The following is a 24,297-nucleotide window of genomic DNA, read 5'->3' on the forward strand; positions in this document are numbered from 1 at the left end:
CGACCGGACCAGCTACAAAGCCACCACCGGCATCGAAGTCCTCGCACCCGCAGGCCCTTGACAACCTCCCCCAACCGCAAACTGAACGGCCTTGGCGCTAGTCCTGGTACTGCGTGAGGTCGATGCCGTACACCGCGAGGTCGTGGCCGTGGACCGGGTCCTGCGCGGTGCCTTCCGCCCGCATGCCGAGTTTGTCGAGGACGTTCGCGGAGGCGGTGTCGGTGATCCGGCGCACGGCCACCACCCGGTCGAGACCGCGGTCCTGCACGGCGAATTCCAGGGTGGCGTGAGCCGCTTCGGAGGCGTAGCCCTGACCCCAGAACACCCGCCCGAGTCGCCAGCTGATCGCCACCTGCCCGGCGATCTCCGCCGGAGCGGCGGCCACGGACAGCCCGACGGCGCCCGCCAGCTCACCGGAGCCCAGGAGTTCCACGGCGAACATCCCGAACCCTTCCTCGTCCCACTCCTCCTCCCACGTCTCGATGTCCTGCGCGGTCTGGTCCTCGGAGCGCGTCGCTCCGTCGCCGATTCGGCGCATCACCGCCGGATCGGCGTGGATCTCGGACAGCGGGACGAGGTCGTCCTCCTCCAGCCAGCGGCGCAGGAGGAGGCGGGGCGTGCGAATCTCGGTCATGGCCCCATCCTGCCGACGCGGAGGTGAGAGCGCGAACCGCGGTGCCGTCCGTCCACTCACGGATGGCGCCGGCCGCGTACCGGACGGGCCCCGCACCGGTCCCGGCCGCGGCTCACGAACCCGGGCCGTTGCGCTTGCCGATCAGGTCCCGGTACAGGGCCGCGCGTTCCTCATGCGTCGTGGCCTTGGCGAACTCGGTCTTCCAGTCCTTCTCCAGACGCTTCAGCTTCTGCACCCAGTCGCCGAACTCCCGCAGATCGACATGGCGCTGACTCGAACCGAGCGGGGCCTTGGCGCCGGGCTTGTCGTCCTTGTGGCCGCCGAGGTGGCTCACGGGGTTGTTGTTCTTCTCGCTGCTCGTCACGCCGTGCTCATAGCCGTCGGGCGTCCTGCCTCCCGGCCCGGCGGTCTCGATGCCGACCTGAAGTGCGCCGTCGCGCTTGCCGGTCGGGGGCTTGTAGCCCATGAACAGGTGCCCGTACGATTCGTCCGGGAGGCCCGTTATCTGCATCTGTCAAGTGCAACTACTGGTCACAGGCGCATAGCTTGTGCAGGCATATCAGGCATGTCCCTCACCGTGACAGGTACCGGTGGGCGTCGTATGCGGCAGTTGCGGGCCGAGAGAAGGTTTGGGAGTACCTGCTGACGGGCGTTCGACACCTGCACGGCGCCCTCGCTCGCCGCGATGAAGGCTGGAAGACCGGCTTCTACGGTGCCGCGGCGGTGTACATCGGCGGCAAGAACCGCGGCTGCGCCAAGCCCAACCTCACCGCGCCCTGGGTGAAGTCGGTGAGCGCCGTTGGCTGGAAGCTCATCCCGCTCTACGTCGGAGCCCAGCCGCCCTGCCAGACCAGCAGGAACCCGGAGAGGTTCACCGCCTCCACGGCGGCTTCCCTCGGGGCGAGCAACGCCAAGGACGCCGTCGCCAAGGCTGCCGCCCTCGGCATGAAGCCTGGCAGCCCTATCTACCGCAACATGGAGTCGTACGACATCACGAACAAGGCGTGCAACGACGCCACACTGACGTACGTGCGCTCCTTCACCAAGACCTTGCGGGCGAAGAGGTACCGCGCCGGCTACTACCTCCAGCGCCAGGCCCATGGCCACCGCGAAGGACCGGACCGACCTGCCGGGCAACCTCTGGTACGCGCTGTGGAACAACAAGAACAGCACCACCGCCGACTGGCCCTGGGATCCCAAGCTGTACACCAACCACAGCCGCGCCCACCAGTACATGGTCAACAGCAAGGAGACGCGCAGCGGCTACACCATCACCGTCGACCGCAACGCCTGGGACGCCCCCGTGGCCCTGATCGGATAGGAGCCGCATCTCGCCGCGCCAGCAGGGCTGGACGGCCGGAAGGAGGCCGCCGAAGCCGCCGAAAGGTTGTGCTGCCAATTGCAAATCTCGATGATGTTCTGAGTCATCACGCGGGCCGGCAGTCGATGGCGCCCCATTCACCTCACCAGGTGACGTATGTCACTCCTGCAACCGGCGGGAGGGAGCCCCGCCTTGCCCTCGGACGCCCGCATTGTCCGTCTTTTTGCATAAGTTATCTTCACAGTGCCATCACGCCTGTGATGCATGACACGAAGTCAAAGGGCCGGAAAATCATGGTGATTCGCACGCCTGCGTCCCTCAGACGCAGACGACCCTGGGCTGGGAGAAACACTCGCTGGATAGCGGGAAGTCTGTCCCTGGCCCTGACCGTCACACTGCTTGACAGCGCATACGCCGCGGCCGCGTCCGCCCCCGCGGCGCAAAGCTTCAAGGCGACGAAGAAGGCGACGGCCACACAGGCGGCGGACATCCCGTCCGCGCGCGTGGCCGCCCGGCTGTCGGGCAAGCGGGTGGAGGCGCTGTCCGAGCGTACGGAGACCTCCACGACGTGGGTGAACAAGGACGGCTCGCTCACCACCGCTGGGTGCCGATCGGTTCAGGGACGAGGCCACAGGAGAGTGGCGTGATGTCGACCTGGACCTCGTTGAGGAAGAGGGCGGGGCCATCGAGCCCAAGGCGCACCCGGGCGGGCTGCGTCTGGCCGGCAAGTCCGGGACGCCCGCGAAGTCGCTGCAGGCCGCTCGCGACGCCAAGGCCACCGACCTGGTGACCCTCGGAGAGGGCGACCAGCAGATCACCTGCAGTGGAAGGGCGGGCTGCCGAAGCCGAAGCTCGACGGGACACGCGCGGAGTACGTCAACGCCGTTCCCGGCGCTGACGTGGTCGTCGAGGCCACGCGGACCGGTTTCGAGCAGTTCGTCGAGGTCAAGCAGCGCCCCGACGCGGGTGGCTTCTCCTACACCCTGCCGCTGAGGGCCAAGGGCCTGAAGGTAAAGCAACTGTCTGACGGCAGTGTGCAGTTCACCGACAAGAAGAACAAGAAGCAGGCGGTGATGCCGGCCCCGGTGATGTGGGACGCCACCGTCGACAAGCGGTCCGGCGAGCACACCCGCAAGGCCAAGGTCGGTCTTAAGGTCGTCAAGAAGGGTCCGTCCGTCGACCTCGTGGTCACCCCGGACGCAAAGTTCCTCGCCGACCCCGACACCCAGTACCCGGTCACCGTCGACCCTTCCACCTCGTCGCTGTCCAACGTCTTCGACACCTATGTGCAGCAGGGCGAAACCGTCGACTGGTCCACCGACACCGAGCTGGACCTGGGCAACCCCGGCACCACGAACGCCGACGGCACCCCGCGCACCGCGCGCTCCTTCATCTCCTGGAACACCACACCGATCCAGGACGCGCTCGTCCTGGACGCGAAGCTGTCGCTGTGGAACTTCCACGCGGGCAACAACACCGACTGTGCGCTCTACCCGTGGGAGGTGTGGTCGACCGGCGCGGCCTCGACGTCGTCGCGCTGGACGGCGCAGCCGTCGTGGACGGCGAAGAAGGCCACCTCCACCGAGACCCGCGGCAACGCCGCGTGCACCTCGCAGCCGGACGGCTGGATCAACGCCGACGTGTCCACGCTGGTGCAGGAGTGGGCCTCAGCCAAGGCCACCCGCGGCAACATGGGCCTGCGCGCCTCCAGCGAGACCGTCGTGGCGCAGTGGAAGCGGGTCAACTCCGCGAACGCCGCTTCCAACCCGCCGAAGCTGGTGGTCAACTACAACTACCGTCCGCGCACCGGCACCAAGCAGGAGGCCGGTCCGCCGTACTTCTCCTACAGCGGCGCCTACACGGTCAACACCACCACGCCGACGCTGCGCGACACCTTCGTCGACGCCGACGGTGACAAGGTCAACGGCACGTTCCAGATCTACGACAACGCCACCAACACGCAGGTCGGCGATGTCATCGTGTCGAAGTACGTACCGTCCGGGCAGGTCGCATCGGTGACCGTCCCGTCCGGCGTGCTGTCCAACGGCAAGACGTACAAATTCCGCACGTCACCGTATGACGGCGCGCACTACAACACTGGCTGGTCGGCGTGGAAGACATTCACCGTCGACACCAGTGCCCCGTCCGCGCCGTCGAAGATCACCTCGACGGACTATCCGTCGAACGCCTGGGTCAAGGGCGCCGGTCAGGCCGGCGCGTTCACCGTCACCCCGCCCGCCTCCGACCACAACTGGCTAGAGTGGTCGCTGGATGGCGTGACCTGGACAAAGGTCGCCACCGGCGGCTCCAGTGCCGCCAAGAACATCTCCATCACCCCGCCGCAGGACGGCAGCCACACCTTGCAGGTGCGCGCCGTGGACAAGGCGGACAACAAGTCCGAGGCGATCGAGTACACCTTCCACGCCGGGCCGGGTGGCTTGGTTCAGCCCTCTGACGGCGAGCGCACCGCACGCCGGCTGCCGCTGGTCGCCGAGGCCGACGCGAGCAAGTACGACAGCGTCTCCTTCTCCTGGCGCCGCTCTGAGGCCGACGCCTGGACGAAGATCCCGGCCGGGGATGTCACCTCCGGCGGCACCCCGCTGTCCTCCTGGCCGGTGGCGCTGACCGGCGGCAAGAACGCGACGCTCGTCTGGACCGCCACGAGCACCGTCGACCCGGACGGCAGTGTCGAGATCAAAGCCGACTTCACCGGGCCGGGCAGCGCCTCCGGCAGCACCGATCCGATGACCGTCGTCGTCGATCGCAACGCCCAGGGAGCCGCTTCCACGCGGGTGGGCCCCGGCGCCGTGAACCTCCTCACGGGCGACTTCACGCTCTCCGAACTGGAGGCGTCCTACTTCGACCTGTCGCTCTCGCGTACGTCGTCCTCCCGCGAGCCCGACGCGAACGCCGAGACGGACGGCCAGGTCGCGATCTTCGGCAAGGAGTGGTCCGCGGGCACCTCCGCGGCGACCACCGGCTCGGACTATGCCTACGTCCGCAAGGTCTCGGCCACGGCCGTCGACGTGGTGTCGAACAACAACGACGCGGTGCACTTCACCGCGAACGCAGGGAAGACCGGCTGGGTCGCCGAGCCCGGCGCGCAAACGCTGACCCTCACCGGCAGCCTGACCAGCGACTTCACACTCACTGATACCGACGGCTCGGTCACGGTGTTCAGCAGGCTGGACAGCGCCCTGCCTGTGTGGAACGTGTCGTCGACCGAACTGGACGGCAAGAGTGGTTCCACCACGACGATCACCTCGGAGACCGTCACCGTCGGCGAGACCAAGCTGGCCCGGCCCAAGCGGGTCGTCGCCCAGACCTCCGCTGTCGCCCCGGCCACCTGCGCGGCCACCCCGGCGACCAAGGGGTGCCGGGTGATGGAGTTCGTGTACGCCACGGCCACCACCGCGACGCCGGGCTCCTTCGGCGACTACACGGGCCGGGTCGAGGAGATCCGCTTCTGGTCCACCGAGCCGAGTGCCTCCGCCGCGACGGCCAAGGCGGTCCAGGCTTACGCCTACGACTCCACTGGGCGTCTGCGGCAGACGTGGAACCCGCAGGTGTCACCGGCGCTGAAGACGTCGTATGACTACGACACTTCGGGCCGCGTCACCAAGTACAGCGCGGCCGGGGACCTGCCGTGGACCTTCGCCTACGGCAAGGCCGGCTCGAGCAGTGCGGCCGGTGAGGGCATGCTCTGGAAGGCGTCGCGTTCCGCGCTCAAGCAGGGCACGGCCGACGTGATCGAAGGGGAGGCCGTCACCAGCATCGTCTACGACGTCCCGCTGACCGGGACCAACGCCCCGTACGCGATGGGCACGAGCGATGTGAAGGCGTGGGGACAGACGGATGCGCCGGCCGACGCCACCGCCGTCTTCCCTCCCGACTCCGTGCCGGTCTCGAACACCGGGGGCGACCTGGCGTCCGGCGAATACCGGCGCGCGTCCATCCAGTACCTCGGCGTGTCCGGCGCCGCAGTCAACTCCGTGACGCCCGGCGGCCACATCGGCACCAGCGAGAACGACCGCTTCGGCAACACGGTCCGCGAACTGACCGCGGCCAACCGCTCCCTGGCGCTGGGGCTCACCGCCGCCGACCGGGCCGCGCAGGCCGAGCTCGGCATCGCGCAGCTCACCGGTGCCGAGCGTGCGGAGCTGCTGTCCACGCGCCGGATCTACGACGTCGACGGCACCCGCAAGCTGGAGGAGTTCGGGCCCCTGCACCGGCTCGACCTGACCGCCGACCTCAAGTCCGGCACGACGACGCTGGTGTCCGCAGGCACCTCCGTCATCGGCCGCTCCTGGGCCGTCAACGCCTACGACGAGAGACGTCCGACGGACGGCACCGCCACCGTCAAGGACCAGGTCACTCGCACGACCACCGGCGTCGAGGTGCGTGAACACCCCTCGGTCCAGGGCGAGAAGCGGGTGACCCAGACCGTCTACGACTGGGTGGGCGGGCTGCCGGTCAAGAGCGTCCAGGACCCTGACGGACTGGCCCTGACGACGACCACTGAGTACGACAGCCAGGGGCGCGTTCGCAAGGAGATACCGCCGGGAGCGACCGGGACGGACGCCGCGACGCGGGTGACCACCTACTGGTCCGCCGACGGCACCGGCGCCTGCGCCGGCCGCCCGGAGTGGGCGGACCTGCTGTGCTCCACCGGTCCGGCCGGCACCATCACCGGTGGCGGCTCGAATCCCGCGCAGCTCGTGACGTCCACCGCGGAGTACGACTGGTGGGGCAACACCGAGAAGGTCGTTGAGACCGCGGGTAGCGTGACGCGCACTACCACCACGACCCACGACGGCGCCGGCCGCCCGGTCAAGTCCACGGTCACCGGTGGCCTGGGCGCGGCCCTGCCGGAGATCACGACGGAGTACGACCCGGACAGCGGGCGCCCCGCCAAGACCGTCTCCACCACCGGCGGCACCATCACGCGCGCCTTCGACAAGCTGGGACGGCAGACCTCGTACACCGACGCCGACGGCGGCGTGACCAGGGTGGAGTTCGACAGGCTGGACCGCCCGGTCAAGATGACCGACTCCGTCCCGTCGACCACCACCTTCACCTACGACGACACAGCCGAACCTCGCGGTCTCGCGACGTCCGTCACGGACTCCGTCGCCGGCATCTTCCGCACGTCGTACGACGCGGACGGCTCGGTCACTCGCGAGACCCTGCCCGGCGGATACACGCTGAACCAGGAGAAGGACCCCACGGGCAGCGCCGTCTCCCGCGTCTACACCCGGGACAGCGACGGAGTCGTCGTCTCTCGAACCGCGTCACGGAGTCGGTGAACGGGCAGGTGGCCACCCACGCGGGCTGGTCCGACCAGTCCTACGCCTACGACGCGGCCGGCCGACTGACCTCGGTCGACGACACCGCGGACACGCTCTGCACCCGGCGCACCTACGGGTTCGACAAGCGCAGCAACCGCACCACCTTGGCCACCGCCGTCTCGGCGCCCGGCCAGGACTGCACGAGCACGGGAGGAACTACCCAGACAACGGCCTACGACAGCGCCGACCGGATCGCCGACCCCGCCTGGACCTATGACGCGCTCGGCCGGGTGACGTCCGCCCCCTCACACGGCACGATCGCCTACTACGCCAACAACCTGGCCCAGCGTCAGACTTCGGGCGGTCAGCGGCAGACTTGGCAGCTCGACGCCAACCTGCGGTTCCGGTCCTGGACGGTGGAGCAGGGCAGCGGCTCGTCCTGGACGCAGACTGCGTCCAAGGTCAATCACTACGACAGTGACGACGACACCCCCCGCTGGATCGTCGAGAACACCGCCACCGGGGCGGTCACCCGCAACGTCCAGTCCGTCACCGGAGGCCTGACGGCGACCACCGGCAAGTCGGGGGACATCGTTCTGCAGCTCACCGACCTGCACGGCGGGGCGGGCGGGGGTGCCGCTGCGCGGACCTTACGCAGGACGGCGGAAGCCTCTTCGAGGTGGCGCCGATCTTCCTCCGGCATCACCTCGATCTGGCGGCGAAGGCTGGTGACGACGTTCTGGAAGGAGTCGATCTGGTCGCTGAGGTTGCGGACGACGAACTCCGCGGTCCCCAGGGCCCTGGCCATCTCGCGGTCGGCTTTGAGCGCACGGATGTGGTCCTCGACCGCAGGGAGGAAAGAGGGATCGGGGCGGTAGAAGGCGCACCCGGAGCACTGGAAACGAATCCGGCAACTGCCGCCGCCGGCCTTTACGTTAGAGGGCTCCTTGCAGTTGCCGAACGGCACGGCGACCGAGCGGACCTCGTACGCGGTCGCGGACGGCGTCGGCGACGGATTGCCGTACCGGTCGACGACGTGCTGGCTCATCGTCTCGACGGCCTTGCGATGCTTCTCCGTCGACACTTTGAAGTACCCCATAGTGGTATCCGCCGATTTGTGATCCATAAGGTCACGCAGGGTGTTCAGCTCGGTGCCGGCGTCCGCGTGGCGCTGGGCGTAGGTGTGCCGGAAGGCGTAGGCGAAGATGCGGCTGCGGTCGAAAGGCAGGAGGTTGCCGTCCTTGTCCACGGTATCGGTGAGCAGCTCCGGCAGGCCGTCGACCCATCGCCGGAGCATCTTGGCCACGGTGTCCGCGTCGATGCACGCGTCGTAGCCGTGGCGCGCGGTCGGGAACAGGAAGGTTCTCGAGCGGGTGGGGACCTTCAGGGTCCGACGGATCGCGAGCCACTCCTGGATGGCGAAGGCGGTCTCCCTGCCGATCTCCAGGCGGCGCCGGTTGCGGCGGGCCTTGTGGTTGTCCCAGATCAGGATGTACTCGCTGTCCTGGGCTTCGAGGCAGTCCATCCGGAGCCAGCGCACTTCCCACGGGCGACGGCCGGTATCGCGCAGCAGGATGTAGACGGTGCGCAGCATGGCCTTCACCGCGTCGGGTGCCATGTCCGCGTAGGCGAAGTCTTCGCCGATCAGGTGGATGTGGGCATCGAGCTGGGCGAGTACGTTCTCCGGGATGGCCCTGCCGGCCATGTCCTCGGCGGGGTCCTCATACGGGATCTTGTGGTGAGGATGACGGGCGAAGACGGAGGTGACATGGTCGAGGATCTGGAAGCGCCGACCGAAGTCGAGCAGCTGGCAGAAGTGCGCGAGGAGATCGGCGCGCGATCCGTAGGAGAGAGTGGCGGTGCCGTCCTGGCGCTTGCGGTCGCGGATCGTGGCGACGACCGCGTCCATGTCCGTGACCTTCAGGGCACCGGGGTCGTGTCCGCCGCCGGGTCGCGCGGACAGGGCCCGCGATGCCGACAAGCAGCCCTCGAAGGTGCGTCGGAAGTCGTTGTTGTCGGGAGTGGTCTCCCTGCCCCAGTCCGCCAGCACCCGGCGCAGCCACTCCTGTCGGATCTGCGTGACGTCCAGCCGGCGCGACGACACGCGGACACCGGATTGCGTGCGTGAGCGCAGGCCGAGGTCGCCGAGCTCCCAGACCGGCCGGTCCAGCGGGTCGACGCCCCGGAAGCCGTCGAAAGCACCCCTCACGAGACGTACAACATCGTTCCAGTGCGCCTCGCAGTTGCGGTCGAGGTATCCGAGGTCGCCGAGCTTCTTGTCCGTGAGCTCGGCGATCGACGACACGTCCGCGAGCCCCCGGACCATCAGCCGCATTGCGACGGGGCTGAGGGTCGGGCGCTGCTTGTCGCGTTCCGCCAGCGCGTAGCGGAGCTCGTGGCGGAGCAGTTCGGGCAGGGTGACGAGTGAGAACTGGAAGCCGGTCAGCCACGGTGGCTGTACGGCGGCCCACTCCACCATGCCCTCATGGATCGTGCCCTTCATGCCGGCATCTTTCCGGTGAAGGCGCCAGCGATCGCGGTGGTACGCACACAGCGGCACCCGGCCTGCGGCGCTTCCGGCGCAGGCCCCGACCAGGCCCGGCGGGAGCGGCTCGGCCTCGACCTGGAGCCACTCATCCAGCGTCCGCGCCGTCCTTCCGGCCTTCAGGTGATAGCGCCATTTCACGTAGTGCGGGTTGCCGGCGCCCCGCGACTGGGCCCGCGAGGCGCAGCGCACGCCGTCACGCTCGACCGAGCACGACGGCCGTTCCCCCGGCAGGGGGCGAATCATCGCTCGGCGGCCGACCTCGGCGAACTCCTCGCGGCTCAGACCGCTTTCAAGGAACTGCTCGTAGCAGGACCGGCACAGGTGCCGTGTCGCGCGGACCGCGACGTGGCAGCCGGCGCTGTTGCACCGCCATATCGCGGTCTCGTCCTTGTCGGGATCGCCGGTGAAGAGCCAGTTCGCCGCGTCCCATTCGTCCGGACGCCAGTCGGGTTCGGTGTTCCCGATCAGCCACGCCATCCACCCCTCGTGGTCGACGGGCAGCGTGACGACGCGGGACTCAACCCTGGCGGCTGTCAGCTCGACGGTCATCGCGCCATCTCCCGGCGTCGGGCGTCCGCGCGCTCGACTGCGGCCCGGCGACTCCCTTCGTCGACGTGGACGTACGGGGCCATGGACGACTCGGACATGCGTCCGAGGAGGTCGGAGACCACCGACCGGTCGGTGCCCTGTCGGATCCACTCGGTGGCGGCGCTGTGACGGATCATGTGAGGCCGGGCGATCAGGTCCGCCCGCCTGGCGAGCCGGTCGAACAACCCCTTGACCCCGGAGTACGTCATCGCCCGTCCGAGCGGCTCCCGGAAGAGGTTGACCAAGACCTGCTCAGTGAAGTCTGCCTGAGGGACCTCGGAACGCTCGTGGAGGTAGTCGGCGTAGCAGATGCCGAAGTCGGCGGTCACCGGGATGGCGCGCGGCTTCCGCGACTTCGCCCACGCGCCGTTGCTGTTCAAGCGGCGCTGCACGTGCACGTGCGGGCCCTTGACCTGGCAGCCGAATACCTGCGAGTCGGCCAGGGGGTGCATGTCCTCGCGCCGCAGTCCGAGCGCCTCGCCGATTCTCATGCCGGTGCACCACAGCAGGAGCACCAGGAAGCGGTCCCGCGCGTGCCGGGTCACGTCAATCAGGCGGGCTATCTGCTCGACCGTCAGCCACTCGATCCCCAAGTCGACGCCCCGGAGCTTGAGCAGCCGCGAGCGGACCATCTGATGCTGGCCGTTCTCACCGGGGTTGAAGCCCTTGGGCAGATACCGCAGGTAGCGGGGCTCGGTGAGCTGCCCGGCGAGTTCGGGATCCACCCAGTTCATGCGTATGCCGAAGTTCAGGAACTCGCAGACTGTGCCCACGATCACGTTGGCGGTGTTCTCGTCGCGGAATCGTTCCGGCCCGCCTCCTCCGCGGGCACGCGATGGCAGTGCCTCCTCCACCAGCCAGTGCATGAAGCGAGCGAGCTGCCACACGGTGATCTGCGCCCAGTCCAGGCGGTGGAAGGTGCAGTACGACAGGTACAGCGCCGCCCCCCCCGGCGTACGTCCTCTCCGTGTTCTAGGCCCGGCCGGCGTCTCGCAGACCTGCGAGAAACAGCGAGCCTTCACGGTGGAGGGCGTAGTCGTCGGTTCCGACGATCACCCACCCTGTCTTGTCCTTGGTCAGCGTCGCCCGCTCTGCGCGGAACGACGTCACAAACGTGCCTGTGATGTCAAACACCCCTTGGATACCGATGATCCGGCCAGTGCAGCATGCATGTGGCTAACGTGGCTGTTGGAAGGATCACCGTGAAGATAAGGATCGTGTCGCCGTGGTAGTCGTTGTTCCCCATGCCGCCCACGGCGAGGGGCAGGCCGTAGAGGTGGCTGTGGGGGTCGAGCCAGTTCTGCACGATGGCCCCGATCTCGCCCTTCTCCACGAACTCGCCCCGCGTCCCGTCCTTCTCGTTGTCGCCGATCTCCATGTGGTGCGTGCCGAACCCGCGCCGGTACACCGGTGCCGTCGGTGTCGACCGGGGCTCCCAGGCCTTCCGGTCCTCCTTGGTGATGTGGAGCCACTGGGGCAGCTCGTAGCCGTGCTGGCCGTCGGCCAGCTGCGGGATGCGGACGTTGACGCGACCGCCGTAGGCCAGGGCGTGGGCGACGTCGTCCTTGAAGTCCTCGTGGATGCCGGCCTCCGGGTTGAAGACCTTGAGCCCCTCCTTCAGGATCAGGAAAGATCCTGGTCAGCAGTTCGGTGCCGCGCTCGACGCGCCGGCGGTGACGGTCGGCGTCCGGTACGTCGTCGCTGATGCCGGGCGGGAGGAAGGTCTTGACGAAGGTCTGGAAGATCTGCTCGTTCCGTTCCCCCTCCAGCTGGTCCTTCTCGGACCGGGGAGTCTCGTCGGCGTGCATGGCCATGTGGCGGCCGAGTTGGTAGTCGGATCGCGTGGACTTGGCCGGTGGTATGCCCTGGGCGCGGTCCTCGATGTTCTGCTGCCACCGCAGGGTCGCCACGAGCAGCCGCTTGCCCTCGGGCTGCTGGAGCCAGCCGCGGAAGTCGCCCGCCTTGATGTAGGCCTCCGCCTCGGCGTGGGTGCAGATGCCCACGGTCTTCAGCCACTTGGGGTCCTCGGACTCCACGGCCCTGATCGCCTGGAGCTCCTCCTCCGTAAATCTCGGGCCGCCGCGCACCCGCTTGTGGATGACGTCGCGCACCTGCTTGTTCCTGATCTCCTGGCTGCCGCCGACGAGCAGCCGCGCCAGACGGACCATCGCCGGGGGTGAGAGCGTGGCCGGGGGCGAGGCGGCGCTCGTGGCCGCCGGGTTGGGCCGGTCCGCCCGCTGGACGGGGACGGGTGCACCCGTGTCGGCGCTGCGCTGTATCACTCCGCCGGGTGCGGCGGCCCCCGGCAGTGACAAGTCGGGGTCGGCGCCCCTTGCCATCCTCCAACCGTTGGACCCGGCGCTCCTCTCGAACGGGTCGTCGGGGTGGGAGACCCTCTCGCCCCTGCCGTTGTCGGTGCCCGGCACGGGCCCCAGAGCCTGCTGGCGCACGTGGTCGACCTCTTCGTACATCACCTCGTCGCCGACACCGTTTCCGCCGAGCACGATGTGGGAGCCGGTGGTGCAGGCGAGGGCTCCGAGTTCCTCCGCCGACCGCTGGGCCACGGGCCCGCTGTGCACGCGCACATGGCCGAACTCCATGCCGTAGGCCTGCTCGGCCCGTTGAAGGATGCGGCCCTCCAGGGGGCGGCCGGGGGAGCCGACGGCGTCGAGGACGGAGGGCCGCCGCTGGACCGGCACGGCCCCGTCGCCCTCGCCCTCCCCGGCCCCACTGCGCTCTCCCTCGGGGTGGTGCTCGTCCCGGGCCCGCTGGATCGCGCGGGCCACCGCGGAGTTGCCCGCCGCCCGTTGCAGCGCGATGAGCGGGGGAGGGGCGGTGGCGGTGACCGGCCGGGGCGTGGGGCGTTCGCCGGCGCGGCCGGCGTTCGAGTGGTTCTGTGCCTGGGCACGCATGCGCGTCTCCCCTTCGTTCGACGAGGGCCCTCCCCTCCTACCCGACCGGAGCCGGCAGCCGGGAGGTCCGCGGGGGCAGCCCCGGGGGCAGTCCTCGCCGGAGCACGGCACCTGCCGCTCGGCTTCGCCTACGGGCTGTCCGCAACCGGCTCCTTCTCCCGAGACGGTGCGACCGTGCCCACCGCCGCGAGGAGCAGCACCACCGCGGCGATCACGAGGAGCGCCCGGCCGGTGCCCAACGGCACCAGCAGCAGCGTGCCGAGCACACCGCCGCTGAAGATCCCGCCCACGGTGGCCGTCCACCGGGTCCTTGCCAGACGCTGTTTCGCCGTCATGCCGTGCAGCGCCGCCCGGGGGCGTCGCAGCACGTCGTTGATGAGCTCGGCGATGGCCGTCTGGCTCAGCAGCGTCGGCATGCCCGGCACATGGACGCGCAGGACGGTGGAGGCACGCACGCCCATGGCCAGCGCCACGAGCGCGACGACCCCGCGGTCGTCCTGGGCGGGGATGGCCCCGGTGCCGTGTCTCGCCAGGGCCAGCGTGGCGGCGCACGCCAACAGCACGGCCTCGCAGACGAGCCCGACCGGAAACCACGGCCGTCCGCGCCCCGCGAGCCACGCCAGTGCGACGCCCGCGCCGGCCGCCCCGGCCGTGAACGCGCCGATCGCGACGGCGGATCGCGCCCACGGAACATCGCCCTCCCCGGCGAGCCCGAACGACAGGAAGAGCACGTTGCCGGTCGCCAGCGCGCAGAACACCTTTCCCATGGTCAGAAAGCTCACGGCGTCGACGGCACCGGCCAGCACGGTGAGCACGGTCATGACGGCCACCCGCCGGGCATCGGTCGCGAGGACCGGGGACGCATCGGACATGCGGCCAGTGTGAGCAGCGACGGGGGCCCGCCACCGGACCGTGGCCGGGACACGCGGCCGATGGCTACGGGCGGGCTACCGGTGTTGCGGGCAGCCTGTCCGGGGCGCAGGCGCGCAGCCGCAGGTCCGGGTCAGGGCTTGAGCCGGGCCGCCAAGTCCCCGAAGCAGCTGCGGTGAAGGGTGGTCAGGTCCACCTGTTCGGGATCGAGCAGCCACAGCAGGTGGGCCCCTTCGAGGAACGCGGCCGTCTCCGCCGCCAGGATCGCCGGGTCGAGGCCGGGCCGGGCCGTCGGCGACGGCTCGCGTGAACAGGGCGGACCCTGCGAACCGGCCTCGTCCGCCGCACTGAGCATCGACAACGCCGTCCTCCACCAGCACATCCGCAGCGCCGCCAAAACCCTTCAGCGCAGCCTGCTGCCCCGGCCCTCGCCCCGCCGCCCCGGCCTGCAGATCGCTGCCCGGTACCGGCCCGCGCAGGCCTTCAGCGAGGTCGGCGGCGACTGGTACGACATCATCTCCCTCAGCGGCGACCGCACCGCCCTGGCGGTCGGCGACGTCATGGGCAGCGGCATCCCGGCCGCCACCGCCATGGGCCGGCTGCGCACCGCCACCTCCACCCTCGCCGACCTCGACCTGGCACCGAGCCGGATCCTCACCCACCTCGACAAGATCACACAGGGTCTTGACCCTGCATCGCCACGTGCGTCTACGCGGTCTACGACCCGCACGAGCGCCTCTTGCACGTGGCCTGCGCCGGCCACCTGCCCCCGGTCCCGGTGCGGGCCGGCGGACCCCCCGAACTGCTCGCCCTGCCCACGGGCACCCGCTGGGTGTCGGCAGTGGACCCTCCGAAACCTCCACCCTCGCCATGAACCCCGGCGACCAACTGATCCTGTACACCGACGGTCTCGTCGAGACCCGCGACTCTCCCATCGACAAGCGCCTGGACCATCTCCTGCGCCTGCCGGCCCCACCGCACCCGTCCGCGGAGGAGACCTGCGACCGGCTGCTCCAGGAGCTTCGTCATCCCGAGGACCATGACGATGTCGCGCTTCTCATCGCGCATGCGCGGCCACTGACCGGGCTCTGAGCGGATCCCGGTAACTGGGGGCCCGAGAGGCCCGGCCGGGACGGGCCCTTCGGTCACGGCAGCGGCACCGTCCGCCTCCACCCCGCTCGCTGGTGTGTGCGAAGCGGCTTTCGGTGTTATTCAATGAGGTGTGCGGTCAGGGACTCGGGGCCCCATCGCACGGGTCCGAAAACACCCCGGCACCCGCGCCGGGGATTGCTGAGAGAGCCGCATGGACTCCACACCCTCGCCCTCGTCCTCCTCGGCGTTCGACCTGGTCAGCCGCGCTCTGGGGCGCTACATCCCGCGTGGCGGAGCGGCGACGCCCGCGGGCACTGCCGAGGCGCAGGGCGACCGCGGCCCCCGACGGCTTCCCGAGAACCCGGCAGCCGGCCGTCAGGAGCAGATCCTCGGCGCGCTCAACCTCGACACGGACCTGATCATCACCCGCTGCAACCTGGAAGCGCCCGTGTTCGCGGGGCTGGACGCCGGAGCCGGGAAGCCGTTCGTCGATCTCCTGCCCCCCGGTGACGTACCGACGGTCACCCGGCGGTTGCGGCAGGTCATCGAGAGCGGTGAGGCGCACGTCGCCCGGATCCAGCGACTGCGCCGGGGTGACGGGTCGGAGCTGGTGGTCTCCATGAGCATCCTGCCCTCCGCGGCACCCGAGGAGGGCCTGACCGTCTCCGTGATCGCCATGGCCAGGAGGCTGCACCTCTACGCCGCCGAGACCGCGATCGGCACCTCGCTGGACATCGGCGAGACGGCGCAGTCGCTGGCGGAGTCCCTGCTGGCCTGGGGCGACGTGGCCGCCGTCGACCTCGACTTCGCCGTGTGGACGGGCGAGGGAGTCACCGGAAAGGCGCAGGGGCGCATCCATCTGCGGCGGGCGGCCCTGGTGCCGGACCGGGTGTGGCCCGAGGGATACATGACTCCGGGCGACGATCTCCCCGGGGACGCGAGTCGCCTGCTGGCGCAGGCGGTGCTGCGGGACGACGCCCCGCAGACCATCGTCATACCCGACCGGGAGGCACTCGAGCGGGTCTTCGGCAGCCCACGCGTGGTGCGTGCCCTGGTGCCCGGCGACCGGTCGGCGGGTCTGGCGTGCATACCCCTGGTCCTGGACGGCGCCCCGCCCGTCGTGCTGGGCGTGGCGGAGGTCTGGCGGCGGGCGGACTGCCCCTTCCGCGACGGCGAGCTGTTCGACCTGCAAGAGCTGGTGGCCCGGACCGCGCACCACGTCGACCTCGCCCGTCAGCACCAGCGCGAGCACACCCAGGTGCTGGCGTTGCAGCGCCGGCTCCTGCCCCGGACCGGCGGCGACACCATCGACATCGCCAGCGTCTACCAGCCCGCGACCCCCGACAGCGCGGGCGTCGGCGGCGACTGGGTGAACAGCTTCCCGCTGCCCGACGGCCGTACCGCGCTGGTCGTCGGCGACGTCGTCGGCCACGGCCTGGGAGCGGCGGCCACCATGGGCCAGCTGAGCATGGAGGCCCGTGCGCTGCTGTCCGCCGGACTCGCGCCCGACCAGGTGCTGGAGCACCTGGACGAGACGGTGACGGTGCTGGACGACGCGGACTCCGGGCTGGCGGCCGGCTACAGCGCCCTCGGATCGACGTGCTGCATCGCCCTCTACGACCCGGTCGGCCACCATGTGACCCTGTCCAGCGCCGGGCACCTCCCCCCGATCCTGGTCTCCCCGGACGGGCGCGCGGGCCCGCTCTCGATCCGGCCCCACCCCGGCCTGGGAGCCGAGTTCGCGCTGCGGGAGCCGTTCGACGTGTACACCATCGGCGTGCCGCCGGGCTCCATGCTCGCGTTCTACACCGACGGCCTGGTGGAGGACCGTGACCTGTCGATCGACGAGGGCATCGGCAGGCTGTCGAAGGTCGTGTCCGCGGTGCACCCCTGGGACACCCTGCAGCAGGCCGCACGGCGGATCGTCTCCACCCTGGCGCCCGCGCCGCAGCGCGACGACGTGACTCTGCTGCTCGCGCGGATGATCGGCTACCGCAAGGAGGACACGGCGACCTGGCGGCTGCCCGCCCGCGGCGACGCCCCCGCCCGGGCACGCACGCATGTCGCCGAGCTGCTGGGGCGGTGGGGCATCAGGGACGTCACCCGGGACACCGTGCTGTTGCTGGTCAGCGAGCTCGTCACGAACGCGGTGCGCTTCGCCGAGGGGCCCGTCACCGTCCGGCTGATCAGGGCGGGTAACGGGCTGCTGTGCGAGGTGGGCGACAGCGGCAACGGCAGGCCGCGTCTGAGGCGGGGCGATCTGCTCGACAACGGCGGTCGTGGCCTGAGCATCGTGCACCGGCTCACCACCCGGTGGGGGGTGCGGTGGACGGACACCGGGAAGGTCGTCTGGGCGGAAGTCGCGAGGTGACGCGGCCAGGCGTCGGGGCTGCGGCCGGTCCGGGAGAGCGCCGCGAAGGCTGGGGCGGCGTGCACGTCGGGCGGCGGCGCCCTCCGGCGTGCTACAGCCACTGCCCTTCCAAGGCGGTGGCGGTGAGCCCCGGTGCCGCCGCGTACAGCACGGCGCGGTTGCCCGGCTTCTGCTGCCCGGCGTCGTGCGCCCGCCGCAGGATGTCGAACACGGCGGCGCCTCCGCGGTTGCCGCTGGTGTAGCTGTCCCGGCTGTAGTCCAGCAGCCCCGAGGGCCACGCGTCGGGCATCGTCTGCTCCATGTACTCCAGTACGCGGGTCCCCCCGGGGTGCGCGAGCACTACGTCGGGGTGCCAGGCGTCGGGGTCGTCCTGGTACCGGGTGCGCAGCCACTCCCACATCGCGGTGACCGTTTCCTGTACGGCGCGCGGCCCACGCCGGTCCATCACGAAGTGGGTGCCGTCCTCCCGGGTCTCCAGGCGGTGCAGGTCCTGGGTGCCGGGCAGGGTGTGGTGCCAGGCGGCGTCCAGCCGCAGCACCGACTCGGGCCTCGGGCGGCCCGTGACCACCGCGGCGACGGCCGTGTCCGCGAACAGCAACCGGACGATCAGGGACTCGAGGGTGTCGTCCGCGGGCTGATAGGTCGTGCTCAGGGCCTCCGATATGACGACCAGGACCACCCGGTCGGGGTCGGCGGCCACGAGGTCGGCCGCCAGCGCCAGGGAACGGGTCCCGGCGATGCAGGCCCACTGCGTGGCCGGCAACAGCATCGCGTCGCTGCGCAGCGACAGCCTGTTGGCCAGGGACATGTCCAGACCCGGCAGCGCCGGGGTCGTGGAGTGACTGGTGATCAGACAGTCGACGTCCGCCGCGTCCAGCCCGGCGATCTGCAGGGCCCCGCGCGCCGCGTGCTCGCCGTAGGACTGCACGGCCTCCCAGGCCGGTGCGGTGCGTTCCTGGACGGTCTGGGGCGCGGGTACGGTCTCCAGGGCGGCGATCACGCGGTCCACGTCCTGCCGGGTGAACCCGTCCCGGGCCAGCGCCTCTTGGGCCGGCTCGACGCCGACGGCCCGCAGGGCGTTGCCGTTGCCGGGTGCGACCGCGGTCTCCAGGGGCAGCATCCACCCGCGGGTCTCTATGCCGGTACTGGCCGCGATCCCGTCGATCCGCGGCGCCCACGACGCGTTCGGGTGCCGGTCGCTCACCTCCGCCACGATCTGGCTGGTCTTCACGGCATGCTCGCCGTGTATCACGGCAGGCGGGCAGAGGTATGCGGCCATGGTGGGGCACCTTTCGAGGGGGTGGGGAGAATGTCACGAGGGCTGCGTCAAGGGTCACTCTGGAGTTCGTGCCCAAGAGAATGCCGATGGGCCCCACTTCGGGAGCCGACGTCCGGTTCGAGCATGGACGTCAAATGGACATTTCCGCTGTGATGCAGACAACTTAGGCGGACTTTTGAGGGTGTGACACGGCACACACCGCCCCATCGGACGGTTTCAGTGCGGAACCGGCTCCAGCTTGCAGCGCAAGTGACCAAGGAGCGGCGGCTGTTCGACCATGCGGTGGCCGGGGATCCGCTCCTTGTCCTTGACCGTGGCCGCGAGGACCTCGCCGACGTTGTTCAAATGCCCGATGCCGTACGTCCTGCGGGGAAGCGCGAGCCGGACCAGCTCGTAGGGTGCCGCAGCCGACCGGGGCACCGTTCCCGTCCTCGCTGCCGAGGCAGAGGGAACCCGGCTCCACCGAGCGGATGCCGCCTTCGAGGTAGAGCCGGCAGGCGAGCGCGTGGTCCGGAAAGCGGTGCGCGCGATGTGCGGAAGCAGACGGCCCGCGTTGAGGCAGAGGGCGTGCAGCCCCGGCGGCTCGACGATGGCGATGCCTGCCTCGCGGGCCAGGTTGGCCAGGTGCCGGCGGCGTCGGCGCGGGCCCGGAGGTAGGCGGGCTCCGTGCCCTCCATCAGGCCCTGGGCGACCACGTCCAGCTCCCGGCCCGCCAGACCGCCGTAGGTGGGAAAGCCTTCCGTGGCGATGAGCAGCAGCTCGCACCGCTTTGCCAGGGAACGGTCACGCAGGCCGAGGAAGCCGCCGATGTGGACGATGCCGTCCTTCTTCGCGCTCAACAGGCAGCCGTCGGCCAACCGGGAACGCCTGCTCGGCGACCTGCCGTGGACTCATGTCCCGGTGGGCGGCCTTGTGCTGGGTGACCAGCCAGGCGTTCTCGGCGAGGCGCGCGGCGTGGCTCCTCGGCGCCGCCCACCGCGTGCGTCGGGACACGGGCGTGGCGCTGATCGGCCTGCGCCCGCTCCGCGACGCACACCTCACCGCCGAGCGACAGGTGCGCGCGTCCCTGGGCGCCGAGGAGTACGCGGCGGCCTGGTCCCGGGGTGCCTCCGCCGAGGACACCCCGGGACCGGCACCGAAGGAGGGGCCGTCACCGGTGCGGTCGACACACACCCGGACGGGTGGTTCCCACACTCCGACAGCGTAGGACGGCGCCTCACGCGGGGCGGCGGGAGCGGGTCCGCCGGAAGCTCCATGGAGCCGCGTGTCGCCCGGCACCGCCAGGAACCGGACTGCCTCCCTCAGCACCGCACCCCCCACGGCCCGGAGCACCCCATGTCCCGTACGACCCCTCCGCGCGTGAGCGTGATCATCCCCGCGTACAACGCGATGCCGGAACTGGCGCGATGCGTCACCTCCGTCATGGAGCAGACGCTCGGTCCGGACGAGATCGAGATCATCGCGGTCGACGACGGCTCGACGGACGGCTCCGGTCACGAACTGGACCGCCTCGCACAGACCTGGTCCGGCATGCACGTCGTCCACCAGCCCAACAGCGGAGGGGCCGGAGGCCCACGCAACACCGGCCTGGACAGGGCCGTCGGCGACTACGTCTTCTTCCTCGACTCCGACGACTACCTCGGCCCGGACGCCCTGCGCCGGATGGTCGCCATGGCGGACGAGAACCGCACCGACGTGGTCCTCGGCAAGATGGTGTCGGTCGGCGGACGAGCCGTGCCGACCGCGGTCTTCTCGCACAACCAGCCCCGGACGGACGTCTTCTCCTCCGCCGCCTACCGCACCCTGGGCTGCTGGAAGCTGTTCCGGCGCTCGCTGATCGAACGGCTGAACCTGAGGTTCCCGCCGTACCGCAACTGCGAGGACAAGCCGTTCACGGCTGCCGCCTTTCTCAACGCCGACGGCATCTCCGTGGTCGCCGACTACGACTGCTACTACTCCCGCAACCGCCAGAACGGCAACAACCTCACCCGTACCGCGGCCGACCTCGTCCACCGCATGGACGGCACCCGGCTGTGCTTCGAAACGGTCGCCCGCTACCTGGAGCCCGGACCGCGCCAGGACCGGATCATGCGCCGCCACGTGGAGTGGGAACTGTGCGGGCCCCTGCGTGCCCTGCTGCCCCGCGAGAGCGAAGAGCAGGCACGGGAGTTCTTCTACCCGCAGTTCCGGCACTGGGCGCTGAACCACGTGAGCGACGGCGTCTTCCGGTCGATCGCCCCGCAGGACCGGCTGATCGTCCACCTCCTGCGCGCCGACCGCTTCGAGGACCTCATGACCGTGGCCCGGCACGCCAAGGAGGACGCGGCGCGCGGCCACGTCGTGGACAAGGGCCGCGTCTACTGGTCCCACCCCTTCTTCCGTGACCCCGCGAAGGCGGTCCCGGACGCCTGCTTCGACATGACGAGCCGCATTCCGGTCCACCACGAACTGGCCGAAGCCGCCTGGACCGGCGACGGCGATGTGCTCCGGATCGCCGGTCACGCCCACATCGAGTCTTTCGGCCCCCTCCAGTCCGACACCCGGCTGATCCTGCGCCCGAGCGGCTTCCGGCACCCGGACATCCCCGTGCCCACGAGCGTGGGCACGGGCCCGCACCACGCCCAGGACGCTGCGACCGGCTTCACGGCCGACGTGGACCTGGACACCGTCGACTCGGGCGCCCCGCTCGGCAGCGGCCGGTGGGACCTCTACCTGGACGTCCGCGCCCAGGGAGTGAGCCGAACCGTGAGGCTCCGGCGAGCCCGGACGGACGCGAAGGGCGAGCGGCACGCTCCATCGCAGCGGCAACTGGCCCCCGGCCCCCGGCCCGGGCACGGCCCCACCACCGCACGCCCCTTCTTCACCCCCCAGGGCGGCTTCTCCCTGGACCTCCGGGAAGCCGAGGTCGCTCCGATCTGCCGCGTGACCGGGATCGCCTGGGACACCTCCGCACCCGCCACCCTCGTCGTCGGCGGCCGCCTGACCGACGATGCCGCGGGCCGCCCCGTCACCGCCCTGCGCGCCGAAGGGGACGCGGGCTCGGTGCGAGCGGTACCCGTGCTGTACGCACGCGAAGGCAGCCCCGCCTTCACCGCCCGCCTGCCGGTGGGGACCCTGCCACCAGGACGGTGGACGCTGACCCTCCGCACGGACGACCCGGGCAGCCGCATCCCCGTTCCGCCCGCGCGGGGACTGTCCGGCACCCGGTGGTTTCGCGCGTCCCGGCTCGGCCGCCCCTACTACGCCAAGCCGCTCCCGGGCCGCCCGGGGGGAGCCCTGGTGCTTCGCGTGGCGCCGGTCAGGCTGACGGCGGCGGCCCTGCGCCGCGTGAAGGGCATCAGCCGGTGGCCGATCCGCTAGCCGAGGGGCCGGCCGGCGCGGAGGCCGGTGTACTGGCGGATCGTCTGAAGGAACGCATCTACGCGACGATCACGATGATCGCCGTGGTGGTCGGTCTGTCCTTCGGCGAGGTGAGCGCACTCGGCGCCGTCGCCACGGTCCTGACGACCGCTCTGGGTCTCTGGCTCGCGGCGCTCGTCGCCGACCAGCAGGCCCACCGCACCGTCCACCGGCACCTCGCCACCGGCCGGGAACTGCGCCGCATGCTGTACGTCAGCAGCCCACTGCTGTCCTGCGCCGCGGGCCCGTCCGTGCTGATCGGCCTGGCCGCACTCGACGTCCTGACACTGCACGCCGCGTTGCTGGCGGCGGCGGGCGTGTGCGTGGTCTCCCTCTTCCTGTGGGGCTGTGTGGGCGGGCTGCGCATGGGAGGCGGTGCCCTGGCGGCCCTGATGGCGGGCCTCGCGGACGCCACGATCGGTGTGGCCGTCGCCCTGGTGAAGGTGGCCGCCGGGCACTGACCGGCGGGATCAATCCCGTTGCGAGGCGAGCAGCTCCCCGAGTTTGCCGAGGCCCTGACGCCAGCCTTCCTCGTGGAGGGCCCGCCGCCGCTCCGAGGCGAAGTCGCCCTGGTCGAGGACCAGTTCGGACCGTGCGGCGTCGATGTCGTGAAGCGACAGCGTCACCACCGTCTCCCGGTCCTCGGGGTCGGGATCCTCCCAGCGGAAGGTGTACGCCAGGCGTTGCGGGGGCTCGACCTCGAGGAACTCGCCCACCAGGTAGAACAGTTCACCTTCCGGGGGCCGCATCGCGATGCGGTAGGCGCCGCCCGGGCGGAGGTCGCTCTCGACGCTCGGGATGGTGAACCCGTCCGGCCCCCACCAGCGGGCCAGTTCCCGGGAATCGGTCAGCTCCCGGAACACGGTCGGGCACGATCCGTCCAGGGCGCGCCGCAGGCGCACTCTCAGCTCGCTGCCGTCTGTCATCACGCCCACCTCCCATCGTGAGTGCCGGGAAGGACCGTCACGTCCAGTCTATGGTCCCGGGGGATGGGAAACCCCTGCTGGACGGGGTGACGGGCAGGCGATGCCCAGCCGGTGCGCGACGGTGCCGAGGGCCGTGCCCAGCGGCAGGGAAACCCTGGTGAGGGCGTGTTGGTCACCCCGGGTGTGATCCCGGTTGACGATCAGCACCGGCTTGCCTTCCTTCGCCGCCTGGCGGACGAACCGAAGCCCGGACATCACCGTCAGCGAGGAGCCGAGGACCAGCACCGAGGTCGCCGCGCGGACCAGCTCACGGCAGTGCTCGACCCGCTGCGGCGGAACGGTTTCGCCGAAGAACACCACGTCCGGCTTGAGCGTGCCGCCGCAGGCCGCACAGGGCACCACGCGGAAGCCCTCGACCTGGTCGTCCGTGAGGTCGGCGTCCCCGTCCGGGTTGATCCCGGCGGCCACGGGTTCGAACGCCGGGTTGGCCTCCTCCAGTCGCAGGGCGAGTTCGTGGCGCGGGCTGAAGGCGCCGCAGGAGAGGCAGATGACCCGGGTCAGGGTTCCGTGGAGTTCCACGACGTCCTCGCTGCCCGCGGCCTGGTGCAGGCCGTCCACGTTCTGGGTGATGACACCCGAGAGCAGACCCTGCCGCCCGAAGGCGGCCACGGCCTGGTGGCCGGCGTTGGGGCGGGCCCGGCCGAAGGTGCGCCAACCGAGGTGGCTGCGGGCCCAGTACCGTCGCCGGGCCCGGGCGTCGGCGGTGAAGTCCTGGTAGGTCATCGGTGTGTGCCGGCTCAGGCTCCCGCCCTCGCCCCGGTAGTCGGGGATGCCCGACTCCGTGGAGATGCCCGCTCCGCTGAGCACCAGCACTCCACCCGTGCGCAGCGCATCGGTGACCGGCTCCAGATCCGTGGTCGCCGGCGGCGGGTCCCCGGCAGGGGTCCAGCTCAGGGTGGGGCGCATGCGCATGCCGTCAGGGTACGGAACAACGGCCCGTCGGCGGCTCCCGATGCGGTCCGTGGAGCGTTCACTTCCATTTCATTGCAACGAATCGGGTGGTGTTGTT

General features: G+C 70.5%; 15 protein-coding genes and 6 pseudogenes. 9 read left to right on the plus strand and 12 right to left on the minus strand.

Going from position 1 to position 24,297, the window contains the following annotated elements:
- Window positions 1-97: 97 nt before the first annotated feature.
- Both HDC93_RS36305 and HDC93_RS36310 read right to left on the minus strand, forming a co-directional pair.
- Window positions 98-634 carry a GNAT family N-acetyltransferase gene (locus HDC93_RS36305; protein WP_185015042.1) on the minus strand — a complete coding sequence of 179 codons (537 nt, stop codon included), beginning with the start codon at window positions 632-634 and terminating at the stop codon, window positions 98-100.
- Window positions 635-746: 112 nt separating this feature from the next.
- Window positions 747-1,145 (minus strand): hypothetical protein, encoded by a 399-nt coding sequence (locus tag HDC93_RS36310; protein ID WP_185015043.1) that lies wholly within the window; start codon window positions 1,143-1,145, stop codon window positions 747-749.
- Window positions 1,146-1,280: 135 nt separating this feature from the next.
- On the opposite strand from HDC93_RS36310, the pseudogene HDC93_RS36315 reads away from it, so the two are divergent.
- Window positions 1,281-1,955: pseudogene (locus tag HDC93_RS36315) on the plus strand (glycoside hydrolase domain-containing protein); the annotation flags it as partial.
- 383 nt (window positions 1,956-2,338) lie between these two features.
- Window positions 2,339-7,863, plus strand: a pseudogene (locus HDC93_RS36320) (DNRLRE domain-containing protein); the annotation flags it as partial.
- Window positions 7,864-8,330: 467 nt separating this feature from the next.
- Here the strand turns inward: HDC93_RS36320 and HDC93_RS39510 are convergent.
- From HDC93_RS39510 to HDC93_RS36330, 3 genes and pseudogenes are all read right to left on the minus strand, one after another.
- Window positions 8,331-10,340, minus strand: a pseudogene (locus tag HDC93_RS39510) (tyrosine-type recombinase/integrase); the annotation flags it as partial.
- A complete protein-coding gene (locus tag HDC93_RS36325; RefSeq protein ID WP_260419973.1) occupies window positions 10,337-11,245 on the minus strand; it encodes a tyrosine-type recombinase/integrase in 909 nt (302 codons plus the stop codon). The gene HDC93_RS36325 and the pseudogene HDC93_RS39510, both read right to left, overlap by 4 nt.
- A 260-nt stretch (window positions 11,246-11,505) precedes the next feature.
- Window positions 11,506-12,006, minus strand: a complete 501-nt coding sequence (locus HDC93_RS36330) for a hypothetical protein (protein ID WP_185015062.1) — start codon at window positions 12,004-12,006, stop codon at window positions 11,506-11,508.
- Between HDC93_RS36330 and HDC93_RS36335 the strand changes: the two genes are divergently transcribed.
- On the plus strand, window positions 11,960-12,559 hold the full coding sequence (locus HDC93_RS36335) for a hypothetical protein (RefSeq protein WP_185015064.1): 600 nt from the start codon (window positions 11,960-11,962) through the stop codon (window positions 12,557-12,559). The genes HDC93_RS36330 and HDC93_RS36335 overlap by 47 nt on opposite strands.
- A 267-nt stretch (window positions 12,560-12,826) precedes the next feature.
- On the opposite strand, the pseudogene HDC93_RS39865 reads toward HDC93_RS36335, so the two are convergent.
- From HDC93_RS39865 to HDC93_RS37920, 3 genes and pseudogenes are all read right to left on the minus strand, one after another.
- Window positions 12,827-13,291, minus strand: a pseudogene (locus tag HDC93_RS39865) (DUF4157 domain-containing protein); the annotation flags it as partial.
- A gap of 128 nt (window positions 13,292-13,419) precedes the next feature.
- Window positions 13,420-14,163, minus strand: a complete 744-nt coding sequence (locus HDC93_RS36340; protein ID WP_185015044.1) for a YoaK family protein — start codon at window positions 14,161-14,163, stop codon at window positions 13,420-13,422.
- 131 nt (window positions 14,164-14,294) lie between these two features.
- The gene (locus tag HDC93_RS37920) at window positions 14,295-14,522 is read right to left on the minus strand and encodes a hypothetical protein (RefSeq protein WP_260419980.1); all 228 of its coding nucleotides are present in this window, start codon (window positions 14,520-14,522) and stop codon (window positions 14,295-14,297) included.
- Window positions 14,523-14,721: 199 nt separating this feature from the next.
- Here HDC93_RS37920 and HDC93_RS39090 point away from each other — a divergent pair.
- The 3 genes and pseudogenes from HDC93_RS39090 to HDC93_RS36350 form a co-directional block, all read left to right on the plus strand.
- A pseudogene (locus HDC93_RS39090) lies at window positions 14,722-14,781 on the plus strand (hypothetical protein); the annotation flags it as partial.
- A 125-nt stretch (window positions 14,782-14,906) separates the two neighbouring features.
- Window positions 14,907-15,253, plus strand: a pseudogene (locus HDC93_RS39095) (PP2C family protein-serine/threonine phosphatase).
- A gap of 211 nt (window positions 15,254-15,464) precedes the next feature.
- Window positions 15,465-17,624 carry a SpoIIE family protein phosphatase gene (locus tag HDC93_RS36350; RefSeq protein ID WP_185015045.1) on the plus strand — a complete coding sequence of 720 codons (2,160 nt, stop codon included), beginning with the start codon at window positions 15,465-15,467 and terminating at the stop codon, window positions 17,622-17,624.
- A 91-nt stretch (window positions 17,625-17,715) separates the two neighbouring features.
- On the opposite strand, the gene HDC93_RS36355 is transcribed toward HDC93_RS36350, so the two are convergent.
- Together HDC93_RS36355 and HDC93_RS39100 are read right to left on the minus strand one after the other, a co-directional pair.
- On the minus strand, window positions 17,716-18,903 hold the full coding sequence (locus tag HDC93_RS36355) for a type III polyketide synthase (protein ID WP_185015046.1): 1,188 nt from the start codon (window positions 18,901-18,903) through the stop codon (window positions 17,716-17,718).
- 216 nt (window positions 18,904-19,119) lie between these two features.
- A complete protein-coding gene (locus tag HDC93_RS39100; RefSeq protein WP_260419981.1) occupies window positions 19,120-19,323 on the minus strand; it encodes a hypothetical protein in 204 nt (67 codons plus the stop codon).
- Window positions 19,324-19,795: 472 nt separating this feature from the next.
- Here HDC93_RS39100 and HDC93_RS36365 point away from each other — a divergent pair, with 472 nt between their 5' ends.
- From HDC93_RS36365 to HDC93_RS36375, 3 genes are all read left to right on the plus strand, one after another.
- The gene (locus tag HDC93_RS36365) at window positions 19,796-20,110 is read left to right on the plus strand and encodes a hypothetical protein (protein ID WP_185015065.1); all 315 of its coding nucleotides are present in this window, start codon (window positions 19,796-19,798) and stop codon (window positions 20,108-20,110) included.
- Between the two features lie 128 nt (window positions 20,111-20,238).
- Window positions 20,239-22,263, plus strand: a complete 2,025-nt coding sequence (locus HDC93_RS36370; protein ID WP_185015047.1) for a glycosyltransferase family 2 protein — start codon at window positions 20,239-20,241, stop codon at window positions 22,261-22,263.
- The gene (locus tag HDC93_RS36375) at window positions 22,248-22,763 is read left to right on the plus strand and encodes a hypothetical protein (RefSeq protein ID WP_185015048.1); all 516 of its coding nucleotides are present in this window, start codon (window positions 22,248-22,250) and stop codon (window positions 22,761-22,763) included. The genes HDC93_RS36370 and HDC93_RS36375 overlap by 16 nt, the downstream gene beginning before the upstream one ends.
- Window positions 22,764-22,772: 9 nt before the next feature.
- On the opposite strand, the gene HDC93_RS36380 is transcribed toward HDC93_RS36375, so the two are convergent.
- The gene (locus HDC93_RS36380) at window positions 22,773-23,228 is read right to left on the minus strand and encodes an SRPBCC domain-containing protein (protein ID WP_185015049.1); all 456 of its coding nucleotides are present in this window, start codon (window positions 23,226-23,228) and stop codon (window positions 22,773-22,775) included.
- Window positions 23,229-23,276: 48 nt separating this feature from the next.
- A complete protein-coding gene (locus tag HDC93_RS36385) occupies window positions 23,277-24,200 on the minus strand; it encodes an NAD-dependent protein deacetylase (protein ID WP_185015050.1) in 924 nt (307 codons plus the stop codon).
- Window positions 24,201-24,297: the final 97 nt, after the last annotated feature.

It is taken from the genome of Streptomyces sp. AK010 (genome assembly GCF_014207295.1).
In the GTDB taxonomy this organism is placed as follows: domain Bacteria; phylum Actinomycetota; class Actinomycetes; order Streptomycetales; family Streptomycetaceae; genus Streptomyces; species Streptomyces massasporeus.